The organism is Thioalkalivibrio sp. ALE10 (assembly GCF_000381385.1).
In the GTDB taxonomy this organism is placed as follows: domain Bacteria; phylum Pseudomonadota; class Gammaproteobacteria; order Ectothiorhodospirales; family Ectothiorhodospiraceae; genus Thioalkalivibrio.
Map to the genome: position 1 here is coordinate 275,337 of NZ_KB906450.1, position 17,056 is coordinate 292,392.

General features: G+C 67.5%; 13 protein-coding genes, 1 pseudogene and 1 riboswitch. Of the genes and pseudogenes, 6 read left to right on the forward strand and 8 right to left on the reverse strand.

Annotated features, from left to right (window positions below; all coding sequences use genetic code 11):
- Positions 1-5 precede the first annotated feature (5 nt).
- Genes F788_RS0101360 through gshB form a run of 5 tightly spaced genes read right to left on the reverse strand, consistent with a single transcriptional unit; the run spans position 6 to position 3,867 of the window.
- Positions 6-959 carry an energy transducer TonB gene (locus F788_RS0101360; RefSeq protein ID WP_019022680.1) on the reverse strand — a complete coding sequence of 318 codons (954 nt, stop codon included), beginning with the start codon at positions 957-959 and terminating at the stop codon, positions 6-8.
- Positions 934-1,482, reverse strand: a complete 549-nt coding sequence (locus tag F788_RS0101365; RefSeq protein ID WP_018869683.1) for a Gx transporter family protein — start codon at positions 1,480-1,482, stop codon at positions 934-936. Before F788_RS0101365 ends, F788_RS0101360 begins: the two co-directional genes overlap by 26 nt.
- Before the next feature lie 2 nt (positions 1,483-1,484).
- On the reverse strand, positions 1,485-1,865 hold the full coding sequence (locus F788_RS0101370) for a NusG domain II-containing protein (protein ID WP_018869684.1): 381 nt from the start codon (positions 1,863-1,865) through the stop codon (positions 1,485-1,487).
- Positions 1,862-2,923 carry an FAD:protein FMN transferase gene (locus F788_RS0101375; protein WP_019589033.1) on the reverse strand — a complete coding sequence of 354 codons (1,062 nt, stop codon included), beginning with the start codon at positions 2,921-2,923 and terminating at the stop codon, positions 1,862-1,864. Before F788_RS0101375 ends, F788_RS0101370 begins: the two co-directional genes overlap by 4 nt.
- Entirely contained in the window at positions 2,920-3,867 is a 948-nt protein-coding gene (gene gshB / locus F788_RS0101380; protein ID WP_019589034.1) for a glutathione synthase, read from the reverse strand. Before gshB ends, F788_RS0101375 begins: the two co-directional genes overlap by 4 nt.
- Before the next feature lie 129 nt (positions 3,868-3,996).
- Between gshB and F788_RS0101385 the strand changes: the two genes are divergently transcribed.
- The 6 genes and pseudogenes from F788_RS0101385 to F788_RS0101410 all read left to right on the forward strand — a co-directional run bounded on the left by F788_RS0101385 (position 3,997) and on the right by F788_RS0101410 (position 13,797).
- Positions 3,997-4,419 carry a PleD family two-component system response regulator gene (locus tag F788_RS0101385; RefSeq protein WP_026279473.1) on the forward strand — a complete coding sequence of 141 codons (423 nt, stop codon included), beginning with the start codon at positions 3,997-3,999 and terminating at the stop codon, positions 4,417-4,419.
- A 48-nt stretch (positions 4,420-4,467) separates the two neighbouring features.
- A complete protein-coding gene (locus F788_RS0101390; RefSeq protein ID WP_018869688.1) occupies positions 4,468-4,833 on the forward strand; it encodes a PleD family two-component system response regulator in 366 nt (121 codons plus the stop codon).
- Positions 4,830-5,408 carry a chemotaxis protein CheW gene (locus tag F788_RS0101395; protein WP_019569463.1) on the forward strand — a complete coding sequence of 193 codons (579 nt, stop codon included), beginning with the start codon at positions 4,830-4,832 and terminating at the stop codon, positions 5,406-5,408. The genes F788_RS0101390 and F788_RS0101395 overlap by 4 nt, the downstream gene beginning before the upstream one ends.
- 54 nt (positions 5,409-5,462) lie before the next feature.
- Positions 5,463-7,436, forward strand: a pseudogene (locus F788_RS0101400) (methyl-accepting chemotaxis protein); the annotation flags it as partial.
- Between the two features lie 60 nt (positions 7,437-7,496).
- Positions 7,497-13,235, forward strand: coding sequence for an Hpt domain-containing protein (locus F788_RS0101405; RefSeq protein ID WP_019589036.1), 5,739 nt, complete (start codon positions 7,497-7,499; stop codon positions 13,233-13,235).
- Positions 13,236-13,263: 28 nt separating this feature from the next.
- Complete coding sequence (locus F788_RS0101410) at positions 13,264-13,797, forward strand: hypothetical protein (protein WP_019022686.1); 534 nt, start codon at positions 13,264-13,266, stop codon at positions 13,795-13,797.
- A 9-nt stretch (positions 13,798-13,806) separates the two neighbouring features.
- On the opposite strand, the gene F788_RS0101415 is transcribed toward F788_RS0101410, so the two are convergent.
- The 3 genes from F788_RS0101415 to ahcY form a co-directional block, all read right to left on the reverse strand.
- On the reverse strand, positions 13,807-14,586 hold the full coding sequence (locus F788_RS0101415) for a 16S rRNA (uracil(1498)-N(3))-methyltransferase (RefSeq protein ID WP_019589037.1): 780 nt from the start codon (positions 14,584-14,586) through the stop codon (positions 13,807-13,809).
- A 2-nt stretch (positions 14,587-14,588) separates the two neighbouring features.
- Positions 14,589-15,443 (reverse strand): methylenetetrahydrofolate reductase [NAD(P)H], encoded by an 855-nt coding sequence (metF, locus tag F788_RS0101420; RefSeq protein ID WP_018869694.1) that lies wholly within the window; start codon positions 15,441-15,443, stop codon positions 14,589-14,591.
- Between the two features lie 94 nt (positions 15,444-15,537).
- Positions 15,538-16,950: an adenosylhomocysteinase gene (ahcY, locus tag F788_RS0101425; protein ID WP_019589038.1), complete on the reverse strand. Its 1,413-nt coding sequence runs from the start codon at positions 16,948-16,950 to the stop codon at positions 15,538-15,540.
- Between the two features lie 19 nt (positions 16,951-16,969).
- A riboswitch (S-adenosyl-L-homocysteine riboswitch) is annotated at positions 16,970-17,048 on the reverse strand.
- Positions 17,049-17,056 lie beyond the last annotated feature (8 nt).

Consider the following 17,056-nt stretch of genomic DNA (forward strand, 5'->3'; position numbering starts at 1 on the left):
GGTGATCAGCGCACCTGCCGGACTTCGTCGCGGCGGAAGGCCCAGGTACGGGTGATGACCAGTTCGTCGTATTCCTCGCGCATGGCCTCGGTGAACGGGGCGTAGGGGGCGCCCAGTTCCACGATGCGGATGGCGGCTTCGTCGAGCACGGGTTCGCCGGAACTGCGCGCGACCTGGATATCGATCAGTTCACCTTCGGGGTTCAGGCGCACGGACAGGACCAGGCTGCCGGAAAGCCCCTGACGCCGGGCCTCGTCCGGGTAGTTGAGGTTGCCGACGCGTTCGACCTTGTCGATCCAGGCCTGGAGATAGGCCGCCTCCGGTGCGCTGCGCGCCGACAGGCTGTCGAGATAGCGGGTGCGCTGGCCGCGTGCGGCGAAGCTCTGGCGTTCCTCCGCCGGGGCCGCGCGGGCGCTCTCCAGTCCGCGGTTCATCAGGGTGGCGGCATCCGGGCGCGGCTCGGCCTCGGGGGTCTCGATCGGTTCCGGTTCGGCGACCTCGGGCGGGGCCGGTTCCGGCGATTCCTCGGCTTCGGGCCTCTCCGGCTGCGGTTCGGGTTCGGGGGGCGACGGTTGCGCCACCAGCGGACCGGGTTCCGGCAGCGGGGCCTCCACGCCTTCGGGGCCGGGTTCGCCGGTGCCTTCGTCTGCGGCCTCGGGGGCGGTGGCTTCCTGGTCTTCGGGGTCTTCGGCGCTCGCCTCCTGGTCGATTTCGGCGATGCGCTCGACTTCCTCGGGGGGTGGCGCGGCGGCCTCGGGATCCGCAACCCGGGTAACGTCCAGCGGCTCGCGCGGGCTGGGGTCGGGCAGGTCCACGGTGAAGCCGATGCCCAGGATCACGAGCCCGTGGGCCAGCACCGCCAGGAAGACCATCGTGGCGAGATGGTTCGGACGTGCGGCGGCTTGTTCCGACGGGGGCGTCGGCACCGGGCGCTCAGGCTGGTCCTGGGGGGCGGGCATGGCGGATATGGCGCTGGATCCGGGGATCGGAAAGTACGTGGGCGGTCAGTATACCGGTGGCGGCGCCGGCGATCAGCGCGGCCAGCCACAGGGGTGGCAGAAGCAGGGGCAGGCCCGGGTGCGGGATGATCACCAGCCAGGCGAGCAGGAACTGCCCGGTGACATGCGCCATGGCGGCCGCGATGGCCAGCCCCGTGGCGCCGACGTGTCGCGGGGCGAATGGCGCCAGCAGGGCCAGCGCGGCGAGAGCGGCCAGGGCGCCGGTCAGCGAGAGCCAGAAGGCAGGGCTCAGGAGGGTGCCCAGCAGCAGGCTGCTGCCGACCACCCGCAGCAGGGTGACGGCGACCGCGGCGCGCCAGCCGAGCGTGAGCAGTGTGACGAGGGTCACGATATTGGCCAGCCCCGGCTTGATGCCCGGGACGGGACCGGGGATCGCGGCTTCCAGGATCTGGATTCCGATGGCGATGGCGGCGAGGGCAGCGATCTGGCGATCGCGGCGGGAGGCGGGGCGGTCGACGTCCACGGTCAGTAGTGGATGCTGTCCCAGGCGGGTTCGGCGCCCTCCACTCGGAGGGTCAGGCGGTTGGGCAGGCTGATGGCCATGTCGCCGTGGGTGGAGAGCCAGCCGGCCCCCTCGCAGATGTTCTGCGTGCCGGGGGATTCCGCGCAGCGCGCGCGCCCGGTTTCGATCTCCACACGGGTAGTCCCGGCGGGGCCCTGCAGGCGCAGTTCGCGCGGGCCTTCCAGAGGCTCCCGGCGCGCGGGCTCGCCGGCCTGGGTGATGACCAGGCTGCGGGCCCCGGTCCCCGCGTCGGGGTTCCAGGCGAGGATGAAGGCGGTCACGACCAGTCCGGCCCCGGTTGCGGCGATGACCGCGTCCCCCCAGCGCAGGCCCGGAACCCTCACGGTGTGGAGCCGGCCTCCGGCCGTTCGCGGACCTCCGGCTCGGGGTGGGGCTCCCCGATCTCGACGCGCGCGGCCATCGCCGGCGTGGCCTCGATGCGACCGTCCGCGAGCACCACCAGGGCGTGGTCAACCCCCAGCCGGGCGGCGTATTCCGGCCAGTGTTCGGGGCCGGCGATCATGAGGGTGGTGGCCGCCGCATCGGCCAGGCCGCCGTCCCCATGCAGCACGGTCGCGGAGCGCACGCCCTCGGTCGGTCGGCCGGTGCGCGGGTCGATCACGTGGTGGATGCGTTCGCCCTCGTGTTCGTAACCGCGCTCATAGTCCCCGGAGGTGAACAGGCCCTCGCCTCCGCCCAGTTCGATGCCGCCGAGGGTGCCCCCGTCCGGGTGGCGGATACCGATGCGCCAGTCGCGGCCGGCGGGCCGGCCCAGCGTCATCAGGTCGCCGCCGGCGTTGACGATGGCCGCCTCCACGCCCAGGTCGGCCAGCAGGTCACGCGCGCGCTCCACGGCCGCGCCCTTGGCCAGTCCGCCGAAGTCCAGCTGCAGGTCCGGGTGGTGCCCGGTCAGGCGGACCCCGTTGCGTTTGATGTCTCCCATCGACGGCGGGTCCTCCAGCAGCTCGGCCAGCGTGTCGGCATCCGGGGGCGGGCCGGCGGGCTCGTCCCGGTGAAAGCCCCAGGCGGCGATCAGTTGTCCCATGGCGGGATTGAACAGTCCGTCGGTGGCCTCCTCCACCGCGCGGCCCTGCTCGATCAGCGGCAGCACCGACGGCGGGGCGCTGAATTCGCGTTGCAGCGGCAGCAGCTGGTTGGTGCGCCCGAGCGAACCTTCTTCCCAGGCGTGCCAGGAGGCATGCAGGATGTCGAGCTCCGCCTGCAGCTCGCGTTCGATCTCGGCGAGGTCATATTCCCCGGCCGGGGCGACCGCGACCTCGACCAGGGTGCCGAAGGCCCGGAACTGCAGTTGCTCGGTTTCCGGCGTGCGTTCGCAGGCCACCAGCAGCATCGTGGTCAGTGCTGCGAGGACAGGGAATAGCAAGGTGCGGCGCGGATTCATGCGGTTTCCCCCGTCACGCAATCGATGTAGCGGCCGGCGAGGTCTGCGTCGCAGGCCGTGTCCAGCTCGCGCACGCCGGTCGGGGAGGTGACGTTGATTTCGGTCAGGGATTCCCCGATGACGTCCAGTCCGGCGAAATGGATGCCGCGCCGCCGCAGCTCCGGCCCGACGCGCTCGCAGATCTCGCGGTCGCGCGCGGTCAGAGGTACGGCCGCGCCCCGACCCCCGGCCGCCAGATTGGCGCGCGATTCACCGGGTGCCGGGATGCGTGCCAGGGCGTGTCCGAAAGGTTCGCCATGGATCATGATGATGCGCTTGTCGCCGGCCGTGAACTCCGGCAGAAAGCGCTGCGCGATGACCGTGCGCCGATCGAACCGGGTCATGGTCTCGAGGATCACCGAAGTGTTCGGGTCGCCCTCGCGGATGCGAAAGATCGAACTCCCGCCCATGCCGTCCATCGGCTTGACCACGATATCGCCGTGCTGCTCGAGGAATGCGCGGATGCGGGCGCGGTCGCGGGTGATCAGCGTCGGCGGGGTGCAGTCCGGAAACAGCGCCGTGAACGCCTTCTCGTTGATGTCGCGCAGCCCCTGTGGCCGGTTCGATACGCATACTCCCGCATGTTCCGCCAGCTCGAGCGTGTAGGTGGCGTACAGGTATTCGGCATCCGCCGGTGGATCCTTGCGCATCAGGATGACATCGAAGCGATCCAGCGGGCCGGTGGTTTCCGTCCCCAGTTCGTGGAACGCTTCGGCCCGGTCCCGAACCTCGATCGGGCGGCTGCGGCCCATGGCGCGGCCGTCTTCCACCCACAGATCGTTCATTTCGAGATAGTGCACGGCGTGACCCCGGGCCCGGGCGGCGAGCATCATGGCGAAGGTCGTGTCCTTGGCCGGCTTGATCCCCGTGACGGGGTCCATGATGATGGCGATGTTGTGGGGCACGATAACGGGCCTTCTTCGTGATCCGTGTCAGTCGAGTATGCCACGCGGAGCAATATTACCGCTCGATGTTTGTGTATCCCGCGGGACTTCGTTAGATTCGATCCTGCATATAGCCTTAGGGGGGGTAAGGTGTCTGACGCGCCAGCGGAAGCCGACTCGGCCACCGAGTTTCAGGGAGTGAAGGTCATGGTGATCGACGACAGCAAGACGATCCGGCGCACCGCCGAATCCTTGCTGCAGAAGCACGGTGCCGCGGTGGAAACCGCGGTGGACGGCTTCGAGGCCCTCTCGAGGGTGGCCGATTCCCGCCCCGACATCATCTTCATCGACGTCATGATGCCCCGTCTGGACGGGTATCAAACCTGCGCCCTGATCAAGAACAACAAGCAGTTCAGGGAGACCCCCGTCATCATGCTGTCCAGCAAGGACAGCGTGTTCGACAAGGCCAAGGGGCGTGTCGTGGGGTCGGAGGACTATCTCACCAAGCCCTTCACGCGGGACGACCTCCTGGATGCCATGCGCAAGTATGCGCACCAGGGCACCCCGGAATGAATCCATCGCGAGTGAATCGCGTGCACCAACCCAGGAAAGAAGAACGCCATGGCCCGTATCCTGATCATTGACGACTCCCCCACCGAGATCCACGTCCTGCGCACGATGCTCGAGAAGAACGGGTATTCGGTATCCACGGCGGCCAGCGGGGAGGAAGGTGTCGAGACCGCGCGGGCCCAGGTGCCCGACCTGGTCCTGATGGACGTCGTGATGCCCGGTCTGAACGGATTTCAGGCCACGCGCGAGCTCTCCAGGCAGGAAGAGACCGCCAATGTCCCCGTGGTAGTGGTCAGCACCAAGGACCAGGCGACCGACCGCGTCTGGGCCATGCGCCAGGGGGCGCGGGACTACATCACCAAGCCGGTCACCGAGGACACCCTGCTGCAGACGATCGAGAAATATCTGTCGGCATGAAGGTCGATACTTCCACGCCGTTTGCGCTGCTCGCGAGCCTGGATCGCGAGAGCCGGCGAGTAAACCGGGAGTACCAGCGCGATTCTTCATCCGGCTGGCGCGGCGTGCTCCTGGCCGTGGGCGAGTTTCGCTTCCTTGTGGACATGGAAGCGATCTCGGAAGTGACCGATCCCATGTCCCTGACCCATGTCCCGCTGGCCGATCCCATGGTGCTGGGGGTCGGCAATCTGCGTGGCCTGGTGCTCCCGGTGTTCGACCTGGGGCGGCTGCTGCTGGGTGAACCCCTCGCCGGTGACAGCTCGCGCCAGCGCATCGTGGTGGCTCCGCAGGGGCAGGGCATGGCCGGGCTGCTGGTGAGCCGGGTAGAGGGCATGCGCAACTGTGCCCCGCATCAGCGGCGCCTGGAAGTGGACGTGCCCGAGGCGGCACGTCCGTTTGTTACGGGGGGATTCGATCTGGGCCACCGGCTCCACCCCGTGCTGGATCTCAATCGGCTACTGAACGATACCGGGCGGTTCGCGGGGCTCGAGACGGCGGAACCGGCCGAAGGTCAACAGCAGGCGGTCGCCTCCTGACGGGGCGGCATCACTGTCACAGGGAGTCAACGCTTTATGGGATTGAGTCGTCGTATGCGCAACCTCCTGCTCGGAGGGCTGCTGGTAGTCTCTCTGATCGGGACGGGCGTCGCGTTCACCCTGCACGAATACGAGCAGAGCCAGTACCGCGACCGGATCGCGCTGGCGAACGACATGCGTCTGCTGTCCCAGCGGCTGGCCACCGGCTCGCTGGAGGCCGCAGCCGGTTCCGAGCGTGCCTTCGAACAGATCGGCGAACTCCGCGATGCGTTCGACCGCAACCTCGAGGAACTTCGCGACGGTCGCGAAGGCCTGGGGCCGCTGCCGGACGACCTGCAAGCCGACCTGGAACAGGTTCAGGGCGAGTGGAGCGGTTATCGCGACAACGTGAACACGATCCTCCATGGGCGTGATGCCATCGAGGAAGTCACCGAATTCTCCGAAGCCGTGAACGAGTTCTCCCCCGAGCTGGCCCGGCTGTCCGACAGCGTGGTGCGGCGCATGTCGGAGATTGGTGAGGATCCCGACCAGATCTACGTGGCCGCGCGCCAGACCATGCTGATCCAGCGGATCGGCAACAGTCTGAACGAGGTGCTGCAGGGCGGTGCCCGTGCCGCGACCGCGATCGAACGTTTTGAACGGGACGCCACCCTGTTCGGGCGGGTGCTGGACGGGCTGATCGAAGGCTTCGCGCCGCTGGGCATCGAGGCCGTGGATGATGCCGAAACCCAGGCCATGCTCAACGAGATCGGAACCCTGTTCATCGCCTTCAGCGAGGCGGTCGAGGGCGTGCTCGAAACGTCTTCCCGCGTGTTCGAGGTGAACGCCGCGGTGGCGGACGTGGAAGCCGGTTCCGGCGACATGCTGGAGGCGACGGGCGATCTGGAGACCGCCCTGACGGAAAGGGCGGACCAGGCCGGCTTCATTGCCCTGGCCGGTTTCGCCTTCGGTCTCCTGTCACTGGTGTTCCTGCTTGCGCTGGGCCTGTTCCTGTATCGCGACACCCGTCGCGAACTGGCGGAAACCGAGGCGCAGAACGAGCGTAACCAGCAGGCCATCCTGCGTCTGCTCGACGAAATGATGAACCTCGCCGACGGGGACCTCACCGTCAACGCGACGGTGACCGAGGACTTCACCGGCGCGATCGCGGACTCGATGAACTTCGCGATCGAGAACCTGCGTACGCTGGTCGCCACCATCAATAGTGTGGCGGACGATATCAATGACTCGGCCGCGAACAGCCGCGCCCAGGTGCTGGGGCTGGCCGAGAAGGCCGAGCAGCAGACCCGGGAGATCCAGCAGGCGAACGACGCGATCGACGAGATGGCGCAGTCGGTCGACAAGGTGGCCTCGGACGCGGGGCAGTCCGCGGGGGTGGCGCGAAACTCCGTGGAGATCGCCTCGCGCGGGGCCGCCACCGTGCGCCGCTCCATCGAGGGCATGGATTCGATCCGCGAACAGATTCAGGAGACGGCAAAACGGATCAAGCGTCTCGGCGAATCTTCGCAGGAGATCGGCGATATCATCGGCCTGATCAACGACATCGCCGAACAGACCAACGTCCTGGCGCTGAACGCGGCGATCCAGGCCTCGGCGGCCGGCGAGGCCGGGCGCGGGTTCGCCGTTGTGGCCGACGAAGTCCAGCGCCTGGCGGAACGCTCGAGTAGCGCGACACGCCAAATCGAGGGACTGGTCAAGGCGATCCAGGCGGATACCAGCGAGGCCGTCAGCTCGATGGAACAGAGTACCGCCAACGTGGTCTCCGGGGCCGAGATGGCCCAGGCGGCGGGCGAGGCGCTGTCCGAGATCGAGCAGGTTTCCAACGACCTCGCCGGCCTGATCGACGGCATTTCTTCCTCGGCCCATCAGCAGGCCGAAATGGCGAAGAACGTGACGTCCATCATGGCGCAGATCCGCGAGATCACCACCGAAACCACCGAAAGCACGCATACCACGGCGGCCTCCATCGACGACCTGGCCCAGCTGTCGCAGCAACTGCAGTCCTCGGTCGCGGACTTCAAGCTGCCGGCTTCGGACCAGGACGACACGGGTCGTTCAGGAACGCAGGGATAACGGCCGGGCCACGCAATGGTTGCCAGTGCACTGAACTGGGTTCGGGACGAGCTGGACGCGCTGTTCGGCGAGGTCCAGGAAGCCCTGCGCCAATACTCCGACGACCCGACCAGCGTGGATTCGCTGGACCGGGCCTACGAACGAGTGCGCCAGATTCGCGGCACGCTCGTGATGGTGCAGGTCGAAAGCGTCGTGAAGGTGTGCGACGAGATGCTCGCGGTGCTGGAGCATCTGCGCAGCGGCGAGTCCGCATCGGCCGCGACCACCGAGGCACTGTTGCGCGCCGCGTTGCAGCTCCCCGACTATCTCGAACACGGCGATGCCGCCGATCTGCCGTCTCCGATGGTGCTGCTCCCGCTGCTCAACGAACTCCGCAGCGTCCGCGGAGCGAGCATGCTCATGGACGTCGCCGAACTGATGCCCGATTTCGACGACGTCGATGATTCGCGCATGGGCGAGCCGGAAGAGGGACTGTCGCCGGCCGAGCGCCTGCGGACCCTGCAGCAGGCCCGGCGCAGTTTTCAGCGAGACCTGCTGGGACTGGTGAAGGGCGTGGACGCCGCGGCGGCCGCGGAGCGGCTGCACGAGGTCGCGCGCGAGGTCGTGCGGGCGGTCCCGGCCGGTGATTTCCGGCGTCTTTTCTGGGTGGCCGGCGCCCTGCTCGAGGGTCTGGCGCGCGGCGGGGTCGAGCTCAACAACGACATCCGGCGTCTGGTGGGGCGTGTCGATCGCGAACTGGGTCGCTACCTCAATGCACTGTCCAATCAGCTGCGCGAGGGCGGCCAGGCCGACGACCTCGATTACGAAGCCCCCGTCGACATCATCAAGACCCTCCTGTTCCACGTGGCCAGGGCCGAGGCGGATACCGAACAGACGCGCGCGGTGCGCGAGGTCTTTCACCTCGATGACCTGAATGCCCGGGACGAGAGCGCATCCAGCGGTCTGGGGCGCGAAGTCTTCGACAAGCTGCGTGCGGCCCTGGAGGATGATCTCGGAGAGGTCCGCGAACGCCTGGACGTGCTGATTCGTTCCGCGACCCGCGAGGCGGGCGACCTCGAACCGTTGCGCGAACAGGTTCGCCGGATCGGCGCCACCATGCGCATGCTGGGGCTGGAGCAGGGGGAACACCACACCCGGGCCCTGGACGAATGTCTGGAACCCACGCGTCTGGCCCACCACGACGAACGTCTGGAGATGGAGCTGGCGCAGCATCTGCTCGCGCTGGAGTCCATCGTTGAATCCGGCCTGGAAGGCGAACGCGAGACCGCCAGCGGCGAGGCGGCCTACGACCGGAAGCTGGCGGAGGCGCTGTACCGCGAATCGCTGGTGGAGGTTCGTCGGGTCCGGGAAAACCTCATGGGGTTTCTGTCGGGCGATGCCCATGCCAGCAGCCTCGACGAGGCGCGTGACGCCCTGCATCGCACGCGGGGCGCGCTTTCCATGGGGGGCTTCCGCAGCCTGCATTCCCTGATCGATCCCCTGCTGCGTTTCCTCGATGACCGCGAGGGGATGACCGCGGCGGATCTGGCACCCGATGCAGTGGATGCACTGGCGGAGGTGCTCAGCTCGATCGAGGTTGCGCTGGAATCATCCGGGCAGCCCTGGCGCGAACTCGACAGTGTGCATGAACGCGGTCGCAGTGCCCTGCTGCGCCTGGGGGCATCCGAGGACACTGCGCCGGCTCCGGAATCCCCAATGGAGGAACCGGCCGAGCCCGAACGGCCGGAGTCGGCTGACGGGGAGCCGGTTCCGAGCCCGGATCTCGATGTTCCGGAGGCGTCGGACAGCGCGGCGGAGCCGGCCGAACGGGATGCCGTACCGGATCTCGAACTTTCGGAAGAGGACATCGGGCCGGCTTCGTCTTCGGCACCGGATGCCAAAGCCTCGTCCGGTCCCGAGCTGGCTGAAGAGGGGGCGAGCGAGGAACCTGCCGGCGAGCCCGAGCCCGAGCCCGAGCCCGAGCGCGAATTGCCCACCGCGCGGGACGAAGCGCCGGTCAGTGCCTCGCTCGCGGAACGCCCCGGTGGTTTGACCTTCGACGAGGACGTCCTCCAGGAGCAGGTCCTCGGGCCGGACGCGGACGCGGAGATCCTCGATATTTTCCTGGAGGAGGCCGAGGAAGAAATCCAGAGCCTCGACGAGCAGTACCCGATCTGGCGTTCGGCACCGGGCGACATGGATACGCTTTCCATCGTGCGTCGATCCTTCCACACGCTGAAGGGCTCCGGTCGCCTCGCAGGGGCATTGCGGCTGGGCGAGTTCGCCTGGGTGGTGGAGTCCTTCCTCAACCGGCTGCTCGAAGGGACCGACCAGGCGGATGGAGACACGCTCTCCGCCGTGGGCGATGCGGTGTCGGTGCTTCCGGGGCTGGTGGCGGAGGTCCGTGACCAGAAGGGACCGGAAACGCCGATTCTCGACATCGTCCTGCGCCTGGATGCCCTGGCCGCCGGCGAGTCCGCCGAGGCAATCACGGACGCAGAGCCGGCCCCGGCCGCTCCTGCGGCCGGCGCCGAGGACGATCTGGCGGCCCTGGCGCGCAGCATGGATGCCCTGGATGCTCCCGGCGAGCCGGAGCCGGAGCCGGAGCCGGAGCCGGAGCCGGAGCCGGAGCCGGAGCCGGAGCCCGAGCCCGAGCCCGAGCCCGGGCCCGGGCCCGAGCCCGAGCCCGAAGCCGAAGCCGAGCACGACTCGGTGATCGAGCTCGAGTCTCCGCTCCCGGAGGGCGAATCCGCGCCGGAGCCGGGTCTTGCCGAGGAGTGGCCGGACGCGGACCAGGAAGAAGGTTATGTACTCGACGTCCTGCCGGCCGAGGACGAAGCGCCGGCGGAGGAGCCGGTGATCGATCCGCAGCTGTGGGAGGTCTTCTCGGCCGAGGCCCGCAGCCATCTGGACACGGTTCGGTCGTGGCTCGAGGAAGCTGAAGCCGGCCCGCCGCGTCCGCCGAGTTATGGGCTGGAGCGTGCCCTGCATACCCTGCACGGCAGCGCGCGAACCGCGGGCGTCTCGACCGCGCATTCGGTCTGTCGTCCGTTCGAAAACCTGGTACATCTTCACCGCGAGATGGAGGAGCCGCTGGGCCCGCAGGCCATCGAGTTGCTGCGTCGAGTGGCCGACCACCTCGGTGCGGTGGTCGAATCGCCGGTGCCACCTCCGGTGGCCCGGCTGGAGACGCCCCCGGAATGGGTGAACGAGGTCGAGGACCTGTTCGCCGACGCCCAGGATCGCTGGAACCGAACCTCCGGGGGGCTGGAAGCGGAGGCGCTGGCCGAAGTCACGGGCGAGCCCGAGCCAGAGCCAGAGTCAGAACCGGAACCGGAACCGGAACCGGAACCCGAGCCCGAGCCGGAACCCGAACCCGAGCCGGAACCCGAACCCGAGCCGGAACCCGAACCCGAGCCGGAACCCGAACCCGTCGCAGCGGCGTCTCCTCCGTCGGAAGACGAGATCGATCCGGAGTTCGGCGAGGTCTTCATCGAGGAGGCTCATGACATTCTCGAGCAGGCCTTCCACACCCTGGCGGCCTGGCGCGAGGCCGGCGGCCGCCCCGGTCCTGACCAGGAGGCCTTCCAGCGGGAAGTCCATACCCTGAAGGGGAGTGCCCGCATGGCGGGCTTCACCGTGGTGGGTGCCATCGCCCACGCACTGGAGACCGCGCTCGGGGTCGAGACCGAAGCCGGTCAGGATCCGCGCCCGTCATTCTTTGATGCCGCGGAAAAGGCGCTGGTGGAGGTGCAGGGCCTGGTCGAGCGCGGCGTCGGGCCATGGCAGACGGACGAGAACCAAAGCCGGGAGCTGTCGGGGCTGAGGCACTGGAGCGTCGAGGAGGGAGCGGAGGAGCCGGAGGAGGCTGACGAAGCCACCGGCGAACGCGACGCCGACGAGGTGACGGCGGATGACACCGCGGCCCCGGCGAATGAGGCGGAGCCCGCCAGCCGCAAGCTGCAGGACCAGGTGCGGATGGACGCCGAAGTGCTCGACAGCCTGGTCAACAATGCCGGCGAGCTGGCGACCTTCCATCGGCGCTTCGAACAGACGGTGGGCCGGGTCGAGAACCAGGTCGAGGAGCTGGACCGGACCATCACGCGGGTGCGCGAACAGCTGCGCAAGCTCGAGATCGAAACCGAAGCGCAGGTGCTGTTCCGGGTGGAACAGGAAACCGGCGAGGAGCAGGTGGATTTCGATCCGCTGGAGATGGATCGCTACTCCGGGATTCAGCAACTTTCGCGCGCGCTGGCGGAGAGTGTGAGCGACCTCGACAGCCTGAAGCAGGAGGTGGACGACGAGCTCCGGACCGCCGGCGGCGTGCTGGTGCAGGAAAAACGCGTGGGTACCGAGCTGCAGGACCAGTTGATGCGGCAGCGCATGGTCCGGTTCGCGCGCATGGCGCCACGCCTGCGGCGCGTGGTGCGCGCGGCAGCCGACGACATGCAGCGCGAGGTCCGGGTGGATTTCGTGGGCCAGGATTCCGAGCTCGACCGTGCCCTGCTGGAACGGCTGGTGGCGCCGCTGGAACACCTGCTGCGCAATGCCGTCGCGCACGGCATCGAGACGCCTGACGAGCGGGAAGAGCGGGGCAAGCCGCGGGAAGGTCACATTACGGTGACCCTGGAGCAGGCCGGCAGCGAGATTCGCATGGAAGTCGCCGACGATGGCGGCGGAATCGATGCGGAAGTGGTACGGGCGAAGGCCATCGACCGCGGAGTCATCACGCCGGACGCCGAACTGAGCGACAATCAGGCCCTGCAGCTGATCCTGCAGTCCGGATTCTCGACCGCCGCCTCGGTGAACCATGTGGCCGGGCGTGGTGTGGGCATGGATGTAGTCAACGCCGAGGTCAAGCAGCTCGGTGGAACGCTGGACATTGATTCCATCCCGGGTTCCGGGTCGCGCTTCACCCTGCGGCTCCCGTTTACGCTGGCAATCAGCCATTCGTTGCTGGTGCAGGTCGGAGAGGAAACCTTTGCCGTACCGATGGCCTCGGTCGAGGGCGTCGTACGTGCGCGGCGCGAGGAGATCGACGAATCGGGGGCGGCGCCGACCTACAGCTATGTGGGACAGGAATACGCCCTGCATTCCCTGGGCGAGATCCTCGGTATCGAGACCCAGGCCGGGGTCCACCCGCTCCCGGACGAGCCGTTCCCGCTGCTGCTGGTACGTACGGACGAGCAGAAGGTCGCGTTGCGTGTGGATGGCCTGGCGGGCAGCCAGGAGGTGGTGGTCAAGTCGGTCGGTCCGGTGCTGAGCCGGATCCCCGGTGTGGCCGGGGCCACGCTGCAGGGTGACGGCTCGGTGATGCTGATCCTGGATCTGAGCATGCTTATGCGGTTCGCAACCGTGGCGACCGCCGCCGAGGCCGAGGCCGTCGAGCCCGAAAGCGCCGCGACGCGCATCATGGTGGTCGACGACTCGATCACCATTCGCAAGGTGACGGCCCGTCTGCTGACCCGCCGGGGCTTCGAGGTGGTGACCGCGCGCGACGGTCTGGACGCGGTGACCCTGCTGGACGAGCGCCGGCCGCACCTGATCCTGCTGGACGTGGAGATGCCGCGGATGGACGGTTTCGAGTTCGCTGCTCATGTGCGCGAACATCCCGAGTTCCGCGACGTACCGATCATCATGATCACCTCGCGCAGCGGCTCGAAGCACCGCGAGCGGGCCATGCGTCTGGGCGTGAACGGCTATCTCGGGAAGCCTTACCTCGAAAACGACCTGCTCAACGAGATCGAGCATCAGCTGGAAGGGGCGCCGGCATGACCCGGGTCACCGGTCGCGGAGGAGAACGATGAGCGAAAGCGAAGAGCGCGTCGAGGCGGTGATCGTCCAGCTGGAAGCAGGCTCGATCCTGCTGCCGCGCAGTGCGCTCCTGGAGGTCACCACGCGACCCGGTTCCAGCCTTGAGGAAGACGAGGTGTCGGCCGAACTGCCGTGGCTGGCGGCGCCCCTGACCTGGAACGAGCTGCAGATCCCGGTGATCAACGTCAACCACCTGCTGGATCCGGCGCGTGACACCGGTGAGGACCACCGCAGATTCACGCGTCTGCTGGTCCTGCAGGGTGCCGATGAACCGGACAGGCTGCCGTATTACGCCCTGGAGGTGCGGGGGACACCGCACCCGGTGCGCATCACGCCGCAGAACATCTTCGCCCTGGAGGGTGTGGAGACCACGCCGTGGTCATGGCGGGTCAAGGCATCGGGCGTGACTACGCACCTGTTGCGGCTGGATACGATCGAAGCCCGTCTGCGGGAGCTGCCGCAAGGTGGCCCGCGAGAGCGGGCGGCCGGTTCAGGGACGACAGCGGATACGCCTGTGGGCTGAAGGGCCGCGTCAGCCGTCCGCGTCAGCCGGCTCGAGATCGCCGAAGCGCCACTGAACCAGGGTCAGTATCGCCATGGCCGCGGTTTCGGTGCGCAGGGTGCGTGGCCCGGTGCGGACCGGAAGGAATCCCCTGTCCCGCGCGAGGGCGCGCTCCGCATCCGTCAGCCCCCCTTCCGGGCCCACCAGGAGGCTGGCGCTGTCGGGCCCGGAGGCCTCGTTTGACGCAACGGCCCGGGAGAGCGGCACACCGGCCTCGTCGGCCAGCAGGGCCAGGTCGCCACCCCCGGATTCCGGGGCCTCGCCGGGCCGTATCTCGTCGGGCTCGCAGACCGCTTCCAGCACCGGCAACTCGTTGCGGCCGCACTGCTCCGCGGCCGCCGCAATGACCCCCCGCCAGTGACTCTGGCGCCGGTCCAGGCCCTTGTGCCCGCCGGCTGAACGGCTGCGTTCGCACAAGACGGGCCGGATCCGCGACACGCCCAGTTCCACTGCCTTCTGCAGGGCGAGGTCCATGTGATCGCCGCGCGCGATGCCCTGCCACAGGGTCACCGGAAAGCGCGGGGTGGTAGGTTCGGCGGCGCGCTCTGCCAGATGAAAAACGCCCGCCCGGCGACCGGTGGTCTCCAGGCGGGCGTCGAATTCATTGCCGCGACCGTCGAATACCCGGCACGCGGCGCCGTCTTTCAGCCGGAGAACCCGGGTGGCGTAATGCAGCCGATCCTCCGGTGCCGGCAGACGCAGCCCCGCCGCGAGATCGGCATTCTCGATCAGCAGACGGGGGCAGCGCATGGTCAGCGACGGTTGTCGAGGTCCAGGTCCTTCCAGATCTGCTCGGTCGGGCCGGCCTGGTTCATGGAGTAGAAATGGATGCCCGGGGCGCCTTTCTCCAGCAGCTCGTCGGTCAGACGGGTGGCCACCTCGATACCGAATTTGCGGATGGAGTCCTTGTCGTCCCCGTAGGCCTCCATGCGCTTGCGGATGTAGCGCGGGATCTCCGCGCCGCACATCTCGGAGAAGCGCATGATCTGGGTGTAGTTGGTGATCGGCATGATCCCCGGGATGATCGGGATCGTGATGCCCATCGCCTCGACCCGCTCCATGAATGCGACGTAGGCATCCACGTTATAGAAGTACTGGGTGATCGCGGTATTCGCGCCGGCGTCCACCTTGGTCTTGAAGTTTTCCAGGTCCTTCTCGGCGCTGGGGGCCTGCGGATGGAATTCCGGATAGGCTGCCACTTCCAGCTTGAACTGGTCACCGAACTCGGCGCGTACGAATTCGACCAGCTCCGAGGCGTAACGGAAATCACCACCGGAATGCTTGGTGCCGGACGGCAGGTCGCCACGCAGCGCCACGATGCGGTCCACGCCGATGTCGCGGTAGGCGTTCAGCAGGTCGCGCAGTTCGTCCTTCGTGGACGAGATGCAGGAGACGTGCGGGGCGGCCGGGATGCCATCGTTCTGGATGATGTCCTTGACCGTCTCGAGGGTGCGGTCACGGGTCGAACCGCCGGCGCCGAAGGTGACGGAGTAGAACTCCGGCTTGAGGGCGCCCAGACGCTTGCGGGCCTTGGCCAGGCGTTCGGCGCCGGCATCGTCCTTGGGCGGGAAGAATTCAACGCTGAAGACGCGTTCCTGATTGCTCATTGCTTGTCCTCCAGACAAAAAGAAGGCGGACCGCACGAGTATGCGGCCCGCCCGGGCTGTCACACAGTCAGTTGACTAATGTGAGGCTGGCCGATCAGTAGCGGTAGTGTTCCGGCTTGAACGGACCATCCACCGACATGCCCAGGTACTTGGCCTGGTCGTCGGTCAGGCGCGTCAGGTTCGCGCCCAGCTTCTTCAGGTGCAGGTTCGCGACCTTCTCGTCCAGATGCTTCGGCAGGATGTAGACCTGCTTGTCGTACTCCGAGCCCTTGTTCCAGAGCTCGATCTGCGCCAGCGTCTGGTTGGTGAACGAGTTGGACATCACGAAGGACGGGTGGCCCGTGCCGCAGCCCAGGTTCACCAGACGGCCTTCGGCCAGCATCAGGATGCGGTTGCCGTTCGGCATGATGATGTGGTCAACCTGCGGCTTGATGTTGTCCCACTCGTACTTGCGCATCGAGGCGACGTCGATCTCGGAGTCGAAGTGGCCGATGTTGCAGACGATGGCCTGATCCTTCATCCGGGTCATGTGATCTTCGGTGATCACGTCCTTGTTGCCCGTGGCGGTGATGAAGATGTCGGCCTTGTCGGCGGCTTCGTCCATCGTCACGACGCGGAAGCCTTCCATCGCGGCCTGCAGGGCGCAGATCGGGTCGATTTCGGTGACCCACACGGTGGAACCGAGGCCACGCAGCGACTGGGCGGCGCCCTTGCCGACGTCACCGTAGCCGGCGACCACGGAGATCTTGCCCGCGATCATCACGTCGGTGGCGCGCTTGATGGAGTCCACGGTGGACTCGCGGCAGCCGTACAGGTTGTCGAACTTGGACTTGGTGACCGAGTCGTTGACGTTGATGGCGGGGAAGGCCAGCTCGCCGGTCTTCGCCATCTGGTACAGACGGTGCACGCCGGTGGTGGTCTCTTCGGTCACGCCGTGGATCTTGGACAGCATGTCCGAGTACCAGGTGGGCTGCTCGGCCAGGCGTTCCTTGATCTTGGCGAACAGGGCCACTTCTTCTTCGTGCTCGGGGTTTTCCAGCACGGAGGGGTCTTTCTCGGCCTTGGCGCCGATGTGCAGCAGCAGGGTCGCGTCGCCACCGTCGTCCAGGATCATGTTGGCACCGCCGTCGAATTCGAAGATGCGGTGGCAGTAGTCCCAGTACTCTTCCAGGGTCTCACCCTTCACGGCGAAGACCGGCGTGCCGTTGTCGGCGATGGCCGCGGCAGCGTGGTCCTGCGTGGAGTAGATGTTGCAGGAGGCCCAGCGGACCTCGGCACCCAGCGCTTCCAGGGTCTGGATCAGCACGGCGGTCTGGATGGTCATGTGCAGGGAGCCGGCGATCTTGGCGCCCTTCAGCGGCTGGGAGGCCGCGTACTCTTCGCGAGTCTGGATCAGACCGGGCATTTCGGTCTCGGCGATCGCGATTTCCTTGCGGCCGAACTCGGCCTGGTTGATGTCCTTGACGACGTAGTCGCCGGTTTTCTTGGCATCCATCACAGCATTCATGGTGTTACTTCTCCGTTGGTCTGGATGAGCGCCGTGTTACTTCAGGGGAACATCCGGCTGAGCCTGACGGTGGAACCGCTGCAGCGCTCCTCAGCCGGATGGGTGT